The organism is Kaistia sp. 32K (assembly GCF_016629525.1).
Lineage (GTDB): Bacteria > Pseudomonadota > Alphaproteobacteria > Rhizobiales > Kaistiaceae > Kaistia.
Genome location: NZ_AP024269.1, coordinates 3,957,465 through 3,975,000, shown reverse-complemented (window position 1 = coordinate 3,975,000; position 17,536 = coordinate 3,957,465). Strand labels below are relative to the sequence as shown.

Below are 17,536 nucleotides of genomic sequence, written 5' to 3'. Positions count from 1 at the left end.
CGGTCGGAAATCGGTCGTCGAGTGCAATGGCATAAGCCCGCCTGACTGCGAGACTGACAAGTCGAGCAGAGACGAAAGTCGGCCATAGTGATCCGGTGGTCCCACGTGGACGGGCCATCGCTCAACGGATAAAAGGTACTCTGGGGATAACAGGCTGATGATGCCCAAGAGTCCATATCGACGGCATCGTTTGGCACCTCGATGTCGACTCATCACATCCTGGGGCTGGAGAAGGTCCCAAGGGTTCGGCTGTTCGCCGATTAAAGTGGTACGTGAGTTGGGTTCAGAACGTCGTGAGACAGTTCGGTCCCTATCTGCCGTGGGTGTAGGAATATTGAGAGGATCTGTCCTTAGTACGAGAGGACCGGGATGGACGTACCTCTGGTGGACCTGTTGTGGCGCCAGCCGCATTGCAGGGTAGCTATGTACGGACGGGATAACCGCTGAAGGCATCTAAGCGGGAAACCCACCTCAAAACGAGTATTCCCTTGAGAGTCGTGGTAGACCACCACGTTGATAGGCCGGGTGTGGAAGTGCAGCAATGCATGCAGCTTACCGGTACTAATAACTCGATCGGCTTGATCACTCCCATTAATCCATGCTCATCCCAAGCGGATCTCTCGAGATCCGCGGGAATGATCATCGACGACAAAAGCAGCTAACCCTGCAAAACCAGTTTCTTCTGTGCTTCGCCGGCCTGGTGGTCATGGCGAGGAGCCTGAACCCGATCCCATTCCGAACTCGGCCGTTAAACTCCTCCGCGCCAATGGTACTTTGTCTTAAGACACGGGAGAGTAGGTCGCTGCCAGGCCTGCAAAGCACAGAAACCCTTCGAAAACTCTCTCTACGATGAAAACAACCAAAAACCCCGCCGCGCGATAAACTCGCCGGCGGGGTTTTTGCGTTTAAACACCACGAAAACCGCCGGGAATCGACGCCATCACGCCGGACGCCCGCTGAAACCGGCCGGACGTCGCCACAAGCAAGGCGCGGAAGAGGGGCAAAAGCGCCAGGGCAACGGCCGGGCGGGGTGAAAGAGCCCACGGCACGGAAAAGCGCCAGCCCGGAATAGACCCGCACAAGCGCGCAAGCTCAAAACCGGGTGGCCGCGGCCGAGCCAACGGCCGATATGCCATCGCCGGCCTCCCCGGCAGACAGAGCCGACAAGCCACCCACTCGCCAGACCCCTCCCAGACGGAGAGGGAAAGAACGGCCGGGCGAACGACGACGCCGGCAAGAGCGATCCGCCCGGGCCACTGGCTAGCCCGCCGCGCCAAGATGCGGAGGAGGGGGCACGTGAAGGTCGCGCGAGCGAGCGCGGAGAAGCGAGTGGGGCAGGGCGGCGACCCCGCTGCCCGCGTGCACTACCGCCGCCCTTCGCCTGCACCGGGTGTTGCCGTCGGGGCACGGCCGGGGCGCTAAGTTGCCAAAAAGCCGCAGTGCGCGTTGACAGATCTGTGCCCGCGGTACACTAATTACGCACTGAGGATCGAGGACGCAAGCCCGGGTGGCATGTCTCCGCGGCCTTTCTCTTTTTCGTGCGCCAGCCTGTCCCCCGACGCGCTTCGCGCCTTATTGGATTGCCAAACATGAAGCGCTTCATCCTTGCAGCGATCCTGCTGATCGTCGTCGTGGCTATTTGTGGCAGTCTGATCTGGTTCAATTTCTTCCGAAACAAGATGATCGAGCAGTTCTTCGCCACCATGAAGGCGCCGGTCGTAACCATTTCGGCCGTGACCGTCGAACCCGCGCGCTGGACGCCGGGGATCGAGGCGGTCGGTACGGCCGCCGCCTCGGAAGGCGTCGACGTCGCGGTCCAGGCCGGCGGCATTGTCGAGAAGATCCTGTTCAAGGCGAACGACAAGGTCGAGCAGGGACAGCTGTTGGTCCAGATCGACGATGCGGTCGAGCGCGCGGGCCTGGTCAGCGCCAACACCGCCGTCGCGGTCAGCCAGGACGCGCTGAGCCGCGCTCAGGCGCTGCTGCAGCGCAATGTTAGCACCGTCGCCTCGCTACAGGATGCCCAGAACAATCTGGACAAGGCCAAGGGCGCGCTTCAGCAGCTCGAGGCGACCCTCGATCAAAAGGCGATCAAGGCGCCGTTCGCCGGCACGATCGGTATTCCGAAGATCGATGTCGGCCAGTACGCGCAGCCGGGTACGGTCGTCGCGACGCTGCAGAACCTCGACAAGATGAAGGTCAATTTCACCGTTCCGGAACAGGATCTGGGCTCGCTGAAGATCGGCCAGACCGCCCGCTTCGGCCTCCGGGAGGACGATCTCAGCTTCAAGGGCACGATCACCGGCATCGATCCGAAGATCGACGCCGCATCACGTCTGGTGACGGTTCAGGCCATCCTCGATAATCCGGACGGCACGCTGCGTCCCGGCCAGTTCATTCGCGTCCGGGTCGACCTGCCGGTCGAGGAAAACGTGATCGCGCTGCCGCAGACGGCCGTCACGATCAGCCTCTATGGCGCCTATGTCTATGCGGTGCAGGACGCCCCTGAGGCAACGGCGGACCCCGCCAAGGCCGATGCGAAGGCTGATGCCAAACCTGCGGACGCCAAGCCGGCGGATGCCAAGGCTGCGGATGCGAAGCCCGCGGACGCCAAGCCGGCGCTCATTGCCAAGCAGATCTTCGTCAAGCCCGGACGTCGTTCCGGCGACCTGATCGAGATCGTCGAGGGCGTCACGCCCGGCATGCGGATCGTCACCTCGGGACAGAACAAGCTGTCGAGCGGCAGCCCGGTCGCCGTCGACAATTCCGTCACGCCGGTCAAGGGCGCCACGGTGAACCCGGAGGCTTCGAAGTCATGAGCTTTTCGGAACTCTTCATCCGCCGTCCGGTTCTCGCTACCGTCGTCAGCCTGATGATCCTGCTGCTTGGTGCGCAGGGCATCCTGTCGATGTCGATCCGGCAATATCCGAAGGTCGACGAAACCGTGGTGACGGTGACGACGATCTATCCGGGCGCCAGCGCCGACGTCATCCAGGGCTTCATCACCTCGACGATCGCCAAGTCTGTGTCGTCGGCCGAGGGCGTCGACTATGTGACGTCGAAGAGCTCGCTCGGCGTGTCGACGGTTTCCGTCTTCATGCGGCTGAACACCAATCCGGACAAGGCATTGACCGAGGTCATCGCCAAGGTCCAGCAGGTGCGCGGCAAGCTGCCCGTGGAGGCCGAGGACCCGGTGATCCAGAAGGGCACCGGCTTCCAGTTCGCGTTGATGTATCTCGCTGCGCGCAGCGACAACATGAACCCGCAGCAGCTGACCGACTATCTGATCCGCGTCATCCAGCCGCGCTTCGCGACGGTCGATGGCGTCGCCAATGCCGACATTCTCGGCGCGCAGGAATTTGCCATGCGCGTCTGGATCGATCCGGTCGCGCTCGCGTCGCGCAATGTCACGGCGACCGACGTTCTGGCGGCGATCAAGGGCTCCAACTTCCTGTCGGCGCCCGGCAAGACCAAGAACGAGTTCTACGCCTATTCGATCGAGGCGAAGACGACGCTGCAGGATCCCGAGACGTTCGGGGCGCTGCCGATCCGCTCGAACGGCGACGAGATCGTGCGGTTGCGCGATGTCGCGACGATCGAGCTCGCGGCAGCTTCGACCGATACCGAAGTCCGGTTCAACGGCGAGGAAGGCGTCTTCCTCGGCATCTTCCAGACCCCGTCGGCGAACCCGCTCGACGTGGCGGCGGGCGTGCGCAAGGAACTGCCCCTGATCGCGCAGTCGCTGCCCGAGGGCATGCATATCGAACTCGTCTACGATTCGACCGAGGCGATCAGCGCGTCGATCGAGGAAGTGGCTCGCACGATCCTGGAAGCCTCCGCGATCGTCGTCGTCGTCATCTTCCTGTTCCTGGGTTCGTTCCGCTCGGTCATCATCCCGATCGTCACGATTCCGCTGTCGCTGATCGGCGTCTGTTTCATCCTCTGGGCGCTCGGCTATTCGCTGAATACGCTGACGCTCCTCGCCATGGTGCTGGCGATCGGTCTCGTCGTCGACGACGCGATCGTGGTGGTGGAGAACATCCACCGCCACATCGAGGAGGGGCTGAAGCCGATGAAGGCGGCGATCGTCGGCATGCAGGAGATCACCGGCGCCGTCATCGCGATGACGATCACGCTGGCGGCGGTGTATGCGCCGATGGCCTTCACGCAGGGCGTCACCGGCGCGCTGTTCCGCGAATTCTCGATGACGCTGGCCGGCGCGGTGATCCTGTCCGGCTTCGTCGCCCTGACCGTGTCGCCGATGATGTCGGCGCGCATCCTGAAGCCGGGCGGCGGGCGCATCCAGCACTTCATCGACGGGGTCTTCGACCGTTTCGGCAACTGGTACGCGCGTCGGCTCGTCGGTTCGCTGAAGGTGCGTCCGATCACGCTGATGATGGTCATCGCGATCCTCGGCACGATGGTGTTCCTGTTCCTCCACACGTCGACCGAACTGGCGCCGGAGGAGGACGAGGGCGCCATGTTCACGCTGATCACGGCGCCGCAATATGCGACGATCGACTACACGCAGCTCTATGTCGACGAGATCGCGCAGAAGACCGCCGACATTCCCGAGCGCCAGGCGCTGTTCTCGATCGCCGGCAGCGGCGCCGCGAACTCGGCCTTCTCGGGCCTGGTGCTGAAGCCCTGGGGCGAGCGCACGCGTTCGCAGGCGCAGGTGCAGCAGGAGGTGCAGGGACGTCTCGACACCGTGTCGGGCGTGCAGGCCTTCGTGTTCGCAGTCCCCTCGCTTCCGGGTACCGGCGGCGGCCTGCCGATCCAGTTCGTCGTCCAGTCGACCGAGCCTGCCGACCGCGTCTATGCGGTCGCCGAGGAGATCAAGAACCGCGCCATGGCGTCGGGCAAGTTCATCGTGGTGCAGAACTCGCTCTCCTTCGATACGCCGAAGGTGAACGTCGTGATCGACCGCAACCGCGCCGCCGCGCTTGGCGTCTCGGTCGCGGAGATCGGCAACACGCTGACGCTCCTCGTCGGCGAGAACGGCATCTCGAAGTTCGACCGTGAGGCTCGCGCCTACGACATCATCACCCAAGTGCCGGAGAAGTACCGGCTTAATCCCGAGAGCCTCGGCGCCTTCTTCGTGCGCGCGCAATCGGGGGCCATGGTGCCGTTGTCATCGGTCGTGACCATCGACACGGTCGGTTCGGCGCCCGCGATCGAGCAGTTCAACCAGCTCAACTCGGCGACGCTGGCCGCGCTGCCGCGGCCGACCGTGACGTCGGGCGATGGCCTGGCGGAGCTGCAGCAGATCGCGAGCCAGGTGCTGCCGCCCGGCTATTTCATCGAATATGCCGGACAGTCCCGTACCGAGCTCGAGACCGGCAATTCGCTGCTGATCGTCTTCGGCCTCGCCATCATCGTGATCTACCTGGTGCTGGCGGCGCAGTTCGAGAGCTTCCGCGATCCGCTCATCATCATGATGTCGGTGCCGCTCTCGATCTTCGGTGCGCTCATACCGCTCAATCTGGGCGCGGCGTCGCTGAACATCTACTCGCAGGTGGGCCTCATTACCCTTGTCGGCTTGATTACCAAGCACGGCATTCTGATGGTGGAGTTCGCCAACCAGCAGCGCGAGGAGCGTGGTCTCAACCGTCATGACGCGATCGTCGAGGCGGCCCGCGTTCGCCTGCGGCCGATCCTGATGACCACGGCCGCCATGGTGTTCGGTGTCGTGCCGCTGCTGTTCGCGGAGGGCGCAGGCGCCAAGGCGCGCTTCTCGATGGGCCTCGTCATCGCGACGGGCATGTCGATCGGCACCATCTTCACGCTGTTCGTCGTGCCGATGTTCTACACCTACCTCTCCAGCGCTCATGCGAAGCGCGAAGAGGACGAGCCGACGGCGCCCGCCTCTGGCGAGACACCGGCTCCGGCCCACTGACAACCGAAAAGAAAACGGCGCCCCAGGGCGCCGTTTTCGTATCCGCGTCATGACGATGGGTCAGATTGACGGCATGAACGAACTTCGGACCGGCCCCCTTCCATCCGAGCCGCCCCCAGAGGTGTCGGCCGGCCGGGTTTTCCTGGAGTTCCTGAAGCTCGGCCTGACCTCCTTCGGCGGGCCGGTGGCGCATATCGGCTATTTCCGCGATCGCTTCGTCCGCCGCCTGCGATGGCTGGATGAAGAAGCCTTCGCCGATCTGCTGGCGCTGTGCCAGTTCCTGCCCGGACCGGCCTCGAGCCAGCTCGGCATGGCGATCGGCCTCGAAAAGGCGGGACTGGGCGGGGCGCTGGCGGCCTTCGTCGGCTTCACGCTGCCCTCCGCGTTGATCATGGCGGTGTTGGCGTTCGGCTTCGCCGCCGGCGGCGATCGCCTCGACGCCGGCGTGCTGTCGGGGCTCGCAGTCGTCGCCGTCGCCGTGGTGGCGGAAGCGGTCCGCGGCATGGCGATGTCGCTCGCCCGAGGCTGGTGGCTCGGGGGCATCGCCGTTGCCGCGACGATCCTTGTCGTGCTGTCGCCGGGCGGCGCGACGCAGATCGCCATCCTGCTCGCCGCCGGCCTTGCCGGCTATGCTCTCGGGCCGTCCGTGGGCGCGGCGACTGTCGTCGCGGCGCATCCCGGCATTTCGCGCGGGGCCGGGCTCGCCTCGCTGCTGGTGTTCTTCCTGCTGTTGTTCGGCCTGCCGCTCGCCGCCCATCTCGCCTCGCAGCCGGAATTGGCTCTGTTCGGCGGGCTGTATCGCTCGGGCGCGCTCGTGTTCGGCGGCGGCCATGTCGTCCTGCCGCTGCTGCAGGATGCCGTGGTGGCGCCCGGCTTCATCTCGGATCGCGCTTTCGTCGCGGGCTATGGCGCCGCCCAGGCCATGCCGGGGCCGCTCTTCAGCCTGTCGGCGTGGATCGGGGTTGCCGCCGGCTTGCCGGACCCGGTTTCCGGCGCGCTGCTTGCCGTGCTGGCGCTGTTCGCGCCGGGGCTTCTGCTTGTCCTGGCCGTCATGCCGTTCTGGCAATCCCTTAGGCGGATCGCCCCGGTCCGTCGCGCGCTCGCGGGGATCAACGCGGCGGTGGTCGGCCTGCTCGCGGCGGCGCTCTATGATCCCGTCTTCACGACGGCGATCCACGGGATGCGGGAATTGCTGCTGGCGCTCGCCTGCTACGCGCTGCTCGTCCCGGCGCGCATTCCGGCCTGGGGCGTAGTTCTGTTCGCGGCCTTCGGCGGGTGGTGGATCCACTAAAGCGCGGTAGAGCGGCGGCAGCTAGCCGCTCGTACCTGGCAGGCGCCGGTCAGACGACCTTTTGCGGCACCTTGATCGCGGGGCTCTTGGCCGGCTCGGCCACCAGCGTTTCGAAGCCGCGGCCGGTCATGTTGCTGCGCATGCGGCCGAGGAGCTTGGCCATCAGCTCGGTCTCGGACGCGGAGGCGCCTTCGAGAGCTTCCGCCATCACGTTGGAGCCGATGATCTTCATCTGGTCCAGAAGGGGGCGGACCTTCTCGGTCAGGTGCAGGCGCCGGGCCCGACGATCGGCAGGATCCGGAACGCGCGCGACATAGCCCAGCGCTTCCAGCCTGTCGATGTGACGGGAGAGGGTGATCGGCTCGACGTCGAGCGCGTCGGCGACCGAAGCCTGGTTCGAGCCCTCATTGTGGAACAAATAGGCCAGAACCTGCCACTGGGCGCGCGTCAATTGGCAACTCTGCGCCCGCTGATCGAAGGCACGTCGAATCAAACGCGCAACGTCGTTGATCAGGAAGCCGAGATCATTCTCTGAGGGCGGAGTATTCATGACTACCTATATAATAAGCTCGTGAATATTACGCAATGTGACTTTATTGGGCCGGCCGCGCGGAAAACGGGGGAAATGGTGGATTTCGACGGCGAAGCAGGATAAATCGATTCAAGAAGACCTAGCCCTTTCCGCCAATCGCCTTCCGCATGTTCACCGATATAGCATTTTATGCTGCCGCGCTGCCTGCCGTGGCGCTTGCCGGGCTGTCCAAGGGCGGCTTTGGCGGCGCAATGGGCATGCTGGCGGTTCCGGTGCTCGCCCTCGTGATCTCGCCGATCCAGGCCGCCGGTATCATGTTGCCGATCCTTCTCGTCATGGATGGCATCAGCCTGTTCTTCTACCGGCGGATGTTCGATCGCCGGACGCTCCATGTCATGCTGCCGGCCTCGATCCTCGGCATCGCCGTCGGGTGGATGACGGCCGCCTACGTGAAGGAAGATTTCGTTCGATTGCTGGTCGGCCTGATCTCCATCCTGTTCGCGCTGAACTACTGGTTTGGCGACCGGCTGCGGGCCGAGCCCCGGCCGTCCAGCGGACCCAAGGGCGCGTTCTGGGGCGGGATCGCCGGGTTCACATCTTTCGTCAGCCACGCGGGGGCGCCACCCTTCCAGATGTATGCGCTGCCGCTGCGGCTCGACAAGCAGGTCTTCGTCGGCACCTCGGTGATCTTTTTCGCGGTTACCAACGCCGTGAAGCTCGTCCCGTATTTTTTCCTCGGCCAGTTCGACACGGCCAATCTCACGACGGCGGCGGTGCTTTTTCCGTTCGCGGCGCTGATGACGGTGGCCGGAATCTGGATCGTGCGGGTCATCGATCAGACCCTTTTCTACGGTCTTTCCTATGTTTTCGTCGCCGTGATCGGGCTGAAGCTGACCTGGGACGGAGCCATGTCCCTGCTCGTTCATTGAAGAGCTGGCATTGAAGAAGCCGGGCCGCTGCCGTAAGCCCGCCTTGTTCGCCGGCTAGTTCGGCGACATCGTAACGGATCGCCGGAATTCCAGGGTTCTCGTATGTATCGCGCCTTTCCCAATCCCATGCCGCGTGACTATCGGATCGATTTCTTCCGCGGGTTGGCGCTGATCTCGATTTTCGTCAATCACATTCCCGGCAATCTGTATTCGAATTTCACGCATAGAAATTTTGGCCTTTCCGACGCGGCCGAGATCTTCGTCCTGCTTGCCGGCGTCTCCGCGGCGCTCGCTTATTTCCCGCGTTTCGCGTCGGGGCAGGCGGTGGCCTCGACGGGACTGGTGGGGAAGCGGATCGGCACGCTCTACATCGCCCATCTGGCGGCGATGGCGGCGGGCTTTGCCATCTACGCGGCCGCCTCGATCTCGCTCGATGCGCCGGGGCTGATGCTGCCGGACGAGCGGCACTGGCTCGTCGAGCAGCCCGTCCAGGCGCTCGCCGGCATCGGCATGCTCACCTACCAGACCGGCAACTTCAACATCCTGCCGATGTACATGGTCATGATGGCGATGCTGCCGCTGATGATGCTGCTCGCCCGCGTCCATCTCGGACTGGTGCTGGGCGCCAGCTTCGCCCTCTGGCTGGTCACCAACATCTTCCGCCTGACCATCCCGAACTTCCCGGGCGATGGCGGCTGGTACTTCAATCCGCTCGCCTGGCAGTTCCTGTTCACGATCGGCTTCGTCGGCGGCGTCCTGCTCCGTCGCGGCGAGCGACTGCCATTTTCCCGCGCCGTCTACTGGTTCGCGCTGTTCTATCTCGTCGCGGCCGCCGGGCTGGTCTATGGCGGCCTTTGGGGCACGTTCCCGAGGCTGCCCGAGTGGTTCTGGCTGTCCGGCTTCAACAAGACATGGGTCGGCGTCTTCCGCCTGCTGCATGTGCTGTCGCTCGCCTATGTCGTGATCTTCAGCCCGCTGCCGGGGATCCTGAAGCGCTGGCTCGACGAGGGCAACTGGATCGTCCGCCTCGGGCGCCACACCCTGCCGGTGTTCTGGCTCGGAACGCTGCTCAGCGTCGCCGGCCATATCGTCCGCGAGAACGTGCTGGGGCTGCCGAACGATCCGATCTTCACGGGTTACAGCCTTGTGGCCGACACGGTGCTGATCGGCGCAGGGCTCGCCGCGCTGTTCGCGCTGGCCGCCTATCTCGACTGGATCCGTCCGCAGCCGAAGCGCCGGCCGGCGGCTGAGACGGCTCCGAGCGGGGCGAACTCGTCCGGCATGGTGGCGGCCGAGTAGCTCGTCAAAGCAAAAGCGCCGCGAAATTCGCGGCGCTTCGCAAGTAAGATGTCACCAATCAGTGAACGGTGCTGTTGCCCTTCAACCGGGCTATCTCGTCCTTGAGCTGCAGCTTGCGTCTCTTCATGGCAGCCAATTCAAGCGTATCGGCACTCGGGTGGTTGGCTGCCTGGTCGATCTCCCTGGAGAGCGCCTCGTGGCGCCGTTCCAGTTCGGCAAGATGCGAATCGATGGACATTAATACTGCCTCCCTTCGTTGATCGATGACGGCACGCGATCGTGCCATGGACGCGGGTTGCTGTCGAACCGGAACTGACGCACGACCACGTCACGGGACGTCGTCGTGGCAACCCCGGCTCTCTTCTGATCTGTGGCCCGGGGAGGCGAGGTTCAAGGGGGCAAGGCGCGATCCGCCTCTCGCTTGGCCGGGGCCAAGCATGTATCCTTGGCGCCAGGGCCGTCCAAACTCGGCAAGGTTGGGGTGAATGACCGAGGAAGAAGAACAGGAAATCCGCTTCGAACTGGCACGGCTCCGCCAGGAACATAGCGACCTCGATGCCGCGATTTCGGTGATGTCCGAAACCGGCAAGATCGATCCCTTGCGCATCCAGCGCCTGAAGAAGCGCAAGCTGGCGCTGAAGGACCGCATGGTCTCGCTGGAGGATCAGCTTCTGCCGGATATCATCGCCTGATCAGCCGCCGCTTCCCGGCAACAGCGTTTCTGCCGCCGCGATCAGCCCGTCGACCGTCATGCCCGCTTCGATCATCACGACCGCCGACTGCGACGTGATGCCGGCGTCGGCCGACAGCTGCAGGCCGGCAATCGCCCGCTGCAATCCGTTGACGCGATGGCCGCAATCGGCCGGCGTCGAGTTCCAGAGCACGACCGCGAACTGCTCGTTGCCCGTCCGCGCGGCGACGTCGCAGGAGCGGATGCCGGCGCGCAGCGTTTGGCCGATGGCGCGCAGGGCGCGATTGAGGCCGCCTTGCCCGCCGGCCGAGCGGATGGCGTCGAGGCCGTCGATGTCGATCAGGGCGATGCCGCAGGTCATCGGATAGCGGGTCTGGAAGGCGATGGCGCGCTCGATCTCGCGCAGGAAGGCGCGCCGGTTGAACAGGCCGGAGATCGGTTCCTCGGCTGCCTCGACCTCCAGCGCCGCGATGCGGTGCTGGCTGGCGTCGAGCGCGCGGCGGAGCGTCGCCACCTCTTCGGCCAGGCGCATGACCAGCGAGCGCTGCTCGACCGGCAGGTCCGGCAAGGCGTCGTTGGACGTGATTTCGCGACGGCGCGAAGCGGGGGCCGGATCGCGTTCGATCGGGGTTTGGGGACGGGGGATGGGAGCCGGGGCGCTGGACATGGCCAATCTTTGCCGTGGCTTGGTTCAATTCTGGTTAACGACGCGTAAGTCCTGAACCGCGCCTTGCGGCCGGGGCGTCCCTCTCTATAATCCGCCGCCTTCCCCCAAGGTCGGAGACGAGAACTTGGCAGACAAGACGGCGCCAGTCGCCATCATCATGGGCAGCCAATCCGATTGGCAGACGATGCGGCACGCGGCCGAAACGCTGGACGCGCTCGGTGTCGCGCATGACGACCGGATCGTCTCCGCGCACCGGACGCCGGACCGGCTGGTCGACTTCGCGAAATCCGCCCGCGACCAGGGTTTCAAGGTCGTCATCGCCGGCGCCGGCGGCGCGGCGCATCTGCCCGGCATGTGCGCGTCGATGACGCCGCTGCCGGTGCTCGGCGTGCCGGTGGAATCGAAGGCGCTTTCCGGTCAGGACAGCCTGCTTTCGATCGTGCAGATGCCGGGCGGCATCCCGGTGGGCACGCTCGCGATCGGCAAGGCCGGCGCCATCAACGCCGCGCTGCTCGCCGTGTCGATCCTCGCCCTGAACGATCCCGAGCTGGCGGGCAGGCTTGACGCATGGCGCGCCGCGCAGACCGCCCGCGTCGCCGAAAGCCCTTCCGATGAAGGCTGATGCGATGCTGAAGCCCGGTTCCACCATCGGCATCCTGGGCGGCGGTCAGCTCGGCCGGATGCTGGCGACCGCGGCGGCCGAGCTCGGCTTCCGCTGCCATGTCTATTGCCCGGACGGCGAAAGTCCCGCCTTCGACGTCGCGGCGGCCCGAACCGTCGCGGCCTATGAGAACGAGAGTGCGCTTTCCGCCTTCGCGGGATCCGTCGATGTCGTGACCTACGAGTTCGAGAACGTGCCGGCGGCCACCGCCGCCTTTCTCGGCGAGCAGGTCGCGGTTCTACCCGGGCCGCGCGCGCTGTCGGTGTCGCAGGACCGGCTGTCGGAAAAGGAGCTGATGCGGAGCCTCGGCATTCCGGTCGCCCCTTTTGCCGCCGTCGATGATGTCGCCGGGCTCGAGGCTGCCCTCGACGCGCTCGGCCGGCCGTCAATCCTGAAGACCCGACGCTTCGGCTATGACGGCAAGGGCCAGGTGGCGATCCGCGCCGGCGACGACGCGGCAGCCGCCTTCACGGCGATCGCCGGCAAGCCGGCCGTGCTCGAAGGCTTCATCACCTTCGCGCGCGAGGTTTCGGCGCTGGTCGTTCGCGGCCGAAGCGGCGAGACGGCGGTCTACGACATCGTCGAGAACGTCCACCGCAACCACATCCTCGCCACCTCCACCGTGCCGGCCCAGCTCTCGGACGCGACCGCCGACGCGGCGCGGGCGATCGCGGCTAAAGTGGCGGAAGCGCTCGATTATGTCGGCCTGCTGGCGGTCGAGATGTTCGTCGTCGAGGAGGCGGGCTCGGAGCGGCTCCTCGTCAACGAGATCGCCCCGCGCGTCCACAATTCCGGCCACTGGACTCAGGACGGCTGCCTGGTCTCGCAGTTCGAGAACCATATTCGCGCCATCGCCGGCTGGCCGCTCGGCTCGACCGAGCGCCATTCGGATGCGGTGATGACCAATCTGGTCGGCGCCGAGGCGGATGCATGGCTGGATCTCGCCGCCGAGCCGGGCGCGCGGCTGCATCTCTACGGCAAGAGCGAGAGCCGACCTGGCCGCAAGATGGGGCACGTGAACCGGATTTCGCCCAAGGGCGCGTAAGACCCTCACCCCAACCCTCTCCCGCACGCGGGAGAGGGAGCGCATCACACGGTGCCGATATCGACACTGGCACTGGCCGAAAAGCCCTCGCCCGCTTGCGGGAGAGGGTTGGGTGAGGGGGCTTCCTTGCCTTTTGCCTAGACGGCCGGCCAATCCCGACCCTTTCAAGTTCCTGCGCCGGCTCCCATATCAGGGCCCTTGCCGTCAGGGGTGGCGCCATTGCCGCAAAGGCGCTATCGAAGGCCCGATTTCCGCCCACGATTTCCGACAAGAACAAAGACATTCGCCATGACAGAGCCGAAGACCGTCTATCCCGCCGCCGAGTCGTCGCCCTCCTTCCCCAAGATCGAGGAAGCGATCGGCGCATGGTGGAAAGAGAACGAGATCTTCGAGCGCTCGATCGAACAGCGTCGGGAGCAGGGCGCGTCGGAATTCGTCTTCTATGACGGACCGCCCTTCGCCAACGGCCTGCCGCATTACGGCCATCTGGTCACCGGCTTCGTCAAGGATCTGGTGCCGCGCTATCAGACGATGCGCGGCAAGGTCGTCGACCGCCGTTTCGGCTGGGATTGCCACGGCCTGCCGGCCGAGATGCAGTCGGAGAAGGAACTCGGCGTCTCCGGTCGCCTCGAGATCCTGAAATACGGCGTCGCCCGCTTCAACGAGCATTGCCGCACCTCGGTGCAGCAGTTCACGGCGGACTGGGAATACTATGTCACGCGCTCGGCGCGCTGGGTCGATTTCAAGAACGACTACAAGACGATGGACCTCTCCTTCATGGAGAGCGTCATGTGGGCGTTCAAGCAGCTGCACGACAAGGGCCTGATCTATGAGGGCTACCGCGTCGTGCCCTATAGCTGGGCCGCGCAGACGCCGCTGTCGAACTTCGAGACCCGCCTCGACAATTCCTACCGCATGCGCCAGGACCCGGCGCTGACGGTCGGCTTCCTGCTCGATCCCGTCGAGGGCGAGACCGTGCCGACGCGCCTGCTCGCCTGGACGACGACGCCCTGGACCCTGCCGTCCAACATGGCGCTGGCGGTCAAGGCCGATGCCGACTACGCCGTGCTCCAGAAGGGCAATGAGCGCGTCATCCTCGGCGCGCCGCTGGTGGCGAACTACGCGCATGAGCTGGCCGATTACCAGGAGGTCGCGACCGTCTCGGGCGCCGATCTCGTCGGCCGCACCTACCAGCCGCTGTTCCCCTTCTTCGCCTCGAAGCGCGAAGAGGGCGCCTTCCGCGTGCATGCGGCCGCCTTCATCGAGATGACCGACGGCACCGGCGTCGTCCATATCGCTCCCGCCTTCGGCGAGGACGACATGGCGCTGGCGCAGTCGAACGGCATCCCGGTCGTCGACCCCGTCGACTTCGCCGGCAATTTCACCGCCGAGGCGCCGTCCTTCGAGGGCCAGAACGTCTTCGACGCCAACAAGGAAGTGATCCGCGAGGTCAAGGCTCAGGGCGCCGTGCTGCGCCACGAGACCTATGACCACAACTACCCGCATTGCTGGCGCACCGACCAGCCGCTGATCTACAAGGCGCTGCGCTCCTGGTATGTCCAGGTGTCGGCGTTCAAGGATCGGATGGTCGAGCTGAACCAGGGCATCGACTGGGTGCCGGGCCATATCAAGGACGGCCTGTTCGGCAAGTGGCTGGAGAATGCGCGCGACTGGAACATCGGCCGCAACCGCTTCTGGGGCTCGCCGATCCCGGTCTGGAAGTCGGATGATCCGAACTATCCGCGCCTGGACGTCTATGGCTCGCTCGACGAACTCGAGCGGGATTTCGGCGTGCGCCCGAAGGATCTGCACCGGCCCTATATCGACGACCTGACCCGCCCGAACCCGGATGATCCGACCGGCAAGTCGGTGATGCGCCGCGTCGAGGACGTGCTCGACTGCTGGTTCGAGAGCGGGTCGATGCCGTTCGCGCAGGTGCATTACCCGTTCGAGAACAAGGACTGGTTCGAGGGCCACTTCCCCGGCGATTTCATCGTCGAGTATGTCGCGCAGACGCGCGGCTGGTTCTACACGCTGATGGTGATGGCGACCGCCCTGTTCGACAAGGCGCCGTTCCGCTCGGTCGTTTGCCACGGCGTCGTGCTCGACGAGAACAAGCAGAAGCTCTCGAAGCGGCTCCGCAACTATCCGGACCCGATCGAGGTCTTCAATACCTATGGCGCCGATGCGCTGCGCTGGTATCTGGTGTCGTCGCCGCTGCTCTCCGGCGGCGATCTCGCCATGCCGAAGGACGGCCGCGCCATCGCCGAGACGGTGCGCCAGGTCATGCTGCCGATCTGGAACGCCTATTCGTTCTTCACGCTCTACGCCAATATCGACGGCATCAAGGGCCGGCTGGTCACGACCGCCGACGCCGAGCTCGATCGCTACATCCTCGCCAAGACCGCCGATCTGATCCGCGGCATCGAGGCGTCGATGGAAAAGCTCGACCTCGCCGGCGCGACCAACGCCTTCCCGCCCTTCATCGAGGCGCTGAACAACTGGTTCATCCGCCGCTCGCGCGACCGGTTCTGGAAGTCGGAGAAGGACGCCGACAAGCAGGCCGCCTACGACACGCTCTACACCGTGCTCGTGACGATGACGCGCGCCCTGGCGCCGTTCCTGCCGTTCCTGACCGAGCACATCCATCGGGCGCTGGTCGACGGCGAGAGCGTGCATCTGGCCAACTGGCCGGACGCTTCGGCGCTGGTCGACGACAAGGCGCTGGTCGAGCGCATGGATCTGGCCCGGACGGTCGCGTCGGCAGCCGCCTCGATCCGCACGGTCAAGAACCTGCGCACGCGCCTGCCGCTGCGCAGCCTCACCGTCGCGCATCGGGGCTTCGAGAAGCTGGCGCTCTTGAAGGACGTCATCGCCGACGAGGTGAACGTCAAGGAAGTCGTGCTGGCGGTCGATCCGTCCGCCTTCGGCCAGGTCGTGCTCGCCGTCGATCCGAAGATCGGCAAGCGGCTCGGCAAGGGTCTGAAGGACGTGCTCAACGCGGCGCGGGCCGGCGAGTGGGAAGATCTCGGCGACGGCCGCTATGCGGTCGCGGGCCAGACCATCGAGCCGGGCGAATACGAGCTGCGCTTCAAGGCCAATGAAGGCCTCGACGCGGTCGCCTTCGACGGCGCCGCCGGTGTGGTCGTGCTCGATACCCATGTCGACGAGGCGCTGGAGCGCGAGGGTGTCGCCCGCGACTTCATCCGCCTGGTGCAGACGGCGCGCAAGGAAGCCGGCCTCAACATCTCGGACCGGATCCACATCGAGGTGAAGATCGCCAACGGCGCCGCCGCCGCGATCCTCGCGCACGAGGACCAGGTCCGCGCCGAGACGCTGGCCGAGACGCTGCGCCCGACCGACGGCCAGCCGGAGGGCTTCGTCTCCGAGACGAGCCTGCTCGACGAGCCGATCGCCATCGGCGTCCGCGTCGCGCGCTAAGGCGCGGCGAGGATTGATGTTTTCGCCCGGCCGGTCGCGGCCGGGCGAAATTTTCCCGGTTTCGGCCGGACGATCGGGGGACTGAAATGACGCCTTTGTCCATTCTCGAGCTCGTCCGCGTGACCGAGGAGACCGATGCGCGCGGCGCGCTCGACAGCGCCCGCGATGTCGCGGCGCATGCCGAGCGCTGGGGCTACAACCGCATCTGGGTTGCCGAGCATCACAACATGCCGGGCATCGCCAGCGCCGCGACCTCGATCGTGCTGGCCCATATCGCGGCCGGCACCAAGACCATCCGCATCGGCGCCGGCGGCATCATGCTGCCGAACCATGCGCCCTATGTGATCGCCGAGCAGTTCGGCACACTGGCCAGGCTCTTCCCCGGCCGCATCGATCTCGGCCTCGGCCGGGCTCCGGGAACGGACCAGATCACGCTCCGGGCGCTGCGCCGTTCGCCCGACAATGCCGAGAATTTTCCGCAGGACGTGCTGGAATTGCAGGCGTTTCTGGCGCCGGCCGGTCCCAGCCAGCGCATCGTCGCCGTGCCGGCGGCCGGAACCGAGGTGCCGCTCTGGATCCTCGGCTCCAGCAACTTTGGCGCCATGCTGGCGGCGGAACTGGGCCTGCCCTACGCTTTCGCCTCGCATTTCGCACCCGACCTGCTTTTGCCGGCGCTCGAAATCTACCGGAGCCGCTTCAAGCCTTCGGAACAGCTCGACCGGCCCTATGCCATGGTCGGCGTCAACGTGATCGCGGCCGAGACGGACGACGAGGCAAGGCGGCTGGCGACGACGCAGCAGATGTCGTTCGCCGACATTTTTCGCGGTGCGCGGGGCCTTTCCAAGCCGCCGATCGACGATATCGAGACCTACTGGTCGCCGATGGAGCGGGCGCAGGCGAGGCAGATGCTGGCCCGCTCGATCGTCGGCTCACCGGATACCGTCCGGGCGGGCATGCAGGCGCTGGTGAAGGAGACCGGTGCCGACGAGCTGATCCTCGTCTCGGATGTCTACGACCATGCCGCGCGGCTGCGCTCGATCGAGCTGATCGCTAGAGCCGGCGGGATCGGCGCCGGTTAACA

At 65.4% G+C, this 17,536-nt stretch carries 13 protein-coding genes and 2 rRNA genes (1 of these 15 running past the window's edge); 12 read left to right on the top strand and 3 right to left on the bottom strand.

Annotated elements, in window-relative coordinates:
• From K32_RS18445 to chrA, 5 genes are all read left to right on the top strand, one after another.
• Nucleotides 1-586: ribosomal RNA gene (locus K32_RS18445) — 23S ribosomal RNA — on the top strand (it extends 2,166 nt beyond the left edge of the window).
• A 110-nt stretch (nucleotides 587-696) separates the two neighbouring features.
• A 5S ribosomal RNA gene (gene rrf, locus K32_RS18440) occupies nucleotides 697-811 on the top strand.
• Between the two features lie 778 nt (nucleotides 812-1,589).
• The gene (locus tag K32_RS18435; protein ID WP_201400915.1) at nucleotides 1,590-2,819 is read left to right on the top strand and encodes an efflux RND transporter periplasmic adaptor subunit; all 1,230 of its coding nucleotides are present in this window, start codon (nucleotides 1,590-1,592) and stop codon (nucleotides 2,817-2,819) included.
• The gene (locus K32_RS18430) at nucleotides 2,816-5,899 is read left to right on the top strand and encodes an efflux RND transporter permease subunit (RefSeq protein ID WP_201400914.1); all 3,084 of its coding nucleotides are present in this window, start codon (nucleotides 2,816-2,818) and stop codon (nucleotides 5,897-5,899) included. Before K32_RS18435 ends, K32_RS18430 begins: the two co-directional genes overlap by 4 nt.
• Before the next feature lie 73 nt (nucleotides 5,900-5,972).
• Nucleotides 5,973-7,190, top strand: coding sequence for a chromate efflux transporter (gene chrA / locus K32_RS18425; RefSeq protein ID WP_201400913.1), 1,218 nt, complete (start codon nucleotides 5,973-5,975; stop codon nucleotides 7,188-7,190).
• Nucleotides 7,191-7,239: 49 nt separating this feature from the next.
• On the opposite strand, the gene K32_RS18420 is transcribed toward chrA, so the two are convergent.
• The gene (locus K32_RS18420) at nucleotides 7,240-7,641 is read right to left on the bottom strand and encodes a MarR family winged helix-turn-helix transcriptional regulator (protein WP_244669602.1); all 402 of its coding nucleotides are present in this window, start codon (nucleotides 7,639-7,641) and stop codon (nucleotides 7,240-7,242) included.
• A gap of 248 nt (nucleotides 7,642-7,889) precedes the next feature.
• Between K32_RS18420 and K32_RS18415 the strand changes: the two genes are divergently transcribed.
• The gene (locus tag K32_RS18415; RefSeq protein ID WP_201400911.1) at nucleotides 7,890-8,651 is read left to right on the top strand and encodes a sulfite exporter TauE/SafE family protein; all 762 of its coding nucleotides are present in this window, start codon (nucleotides 7,890-7,892) and stop codon (nucleotides 8,649-8,651) included.
• Between the two features lie 102 nt (nucleotides 8,652-8,753).
• A complete protein-coding gene (locus K32_RS18410; protein ID WP_201400910.1) occupies nucleotides 8,754-9,950 on the top strand; it encodes an OpgC family protein in 1,197 nt (398 codons plus the stop codon).
• A gap of 58 nt (nucleotides 9,951-10,008) precedes the next feature.
• Here K32_RS18410 and K32_RS18405 read toward each other — a convergent pair whose 3' ends face one another.
• Nucleotides 10,009-10,188 (bottom strand): YdcH family protein, encoded by a 180-nt coding sequence (locus tag K32_RS18405; protein ID WP_201400909.1) that lies wholly within the window; start codon nucleotides 10,186-10,188, stop codon nucleotides 10,009-10,011.
• Nucleotides 10,189-10,435: 247 nt separating this feature from the next.
• Between K32_RS18405 and K32_RS18400 the strand changes: the two genes are divergently transcribed.
• A complete protein-coding gene (locus tag K32_RS18400; RefSeq protein WP_018181485.1) occupies nucleotides 10,436-10,642 on the top strand; it encodes a YdcH family protein in 207 nt (68 codons plus the stop codon).
• Here the strand turns inward: K32_RS18400 and K32_RS18395 are convergent, their stop codons facing one another.
• Nucleotides 10,643-11,308 carry a GGDEF domain-containing protein gene (locus K32_RS18395; protein WP_201400908.1) on the bottom strand — a complete coding sequence of 222 codons (666 nt, stop codon included), beginning with the start codon at nucleotides 11,306-11,308 and terminating at the stop codon, nucleotides 10,643-10,645.
• Nucleotides 11,309-11,465: 157 nt separating this feature from the next.
• Here K32_RS18395 and purE point away from each other — a divergent pair, with 157 nt between their 5' ends.
• The 4 genes from purE (at nucleotide 11,466) to K32_RS18375 (ending at nucleotide 17,534) form a co-directional block, all read left to right on the top strand.
• Nucleotides 11,466-11,930: a 5-(carboxyamino)imidazole ribonucleotide mutase gene (purE, locus tag K32_RS18390; RefSeq protein WP_201404556.1), complete on the top strand. Its 465-nt coding sequence runs from the start codon at nucleotides 11,466-11,468 to the stop codon at nucleotides 11,928-11,930.
• Nucleotides 11,920-13,014: a 5-(carboxyamino)imidazole ribonucleotide synthase gene (locus tag K32_RS18385; RefSeq protein ID WP_201400907.1), complete on the top strand. Its 1,095-nt coding sequence runs from the start codon at nucleotides 11,920-11,922 to the stop codon at nucleotides 13,012-13,014. The genes purE and K32_RS18385 overlap by 11 nt, the downstream gene beginning before the upstream one ends.
• 288 nt (nucleotides 13,015-13,302) lie before the next feature.
• Nucleotides 13,303-16,455, top strand: a complete 3,153-nt coding sequence (gene ileS, locus K32_RS18380) for an isoleucine--tRNA ligase (protein WP_201400906.1) — start codon at nucleotides 13,303-13,305, stop codon at nucleotides 16,453-16,455.
• Between the two features lie 86 nt (nucleotides 16,456-16,541).
• Nucleotides 16,542-17,534: an LLM class flavin-dependent oxidoreductase gene (locus tag K32_RS18375; protein WP_201400905.1), complete on the top strand. Its 993-nt coding sequence runs from the start codon at nucleotides 16,542-16,544 to the stop codon at nucleotides 17,532-17,534.
• Nucleotides 17,535-17,536: the final 2 nt, after the last annotated feature.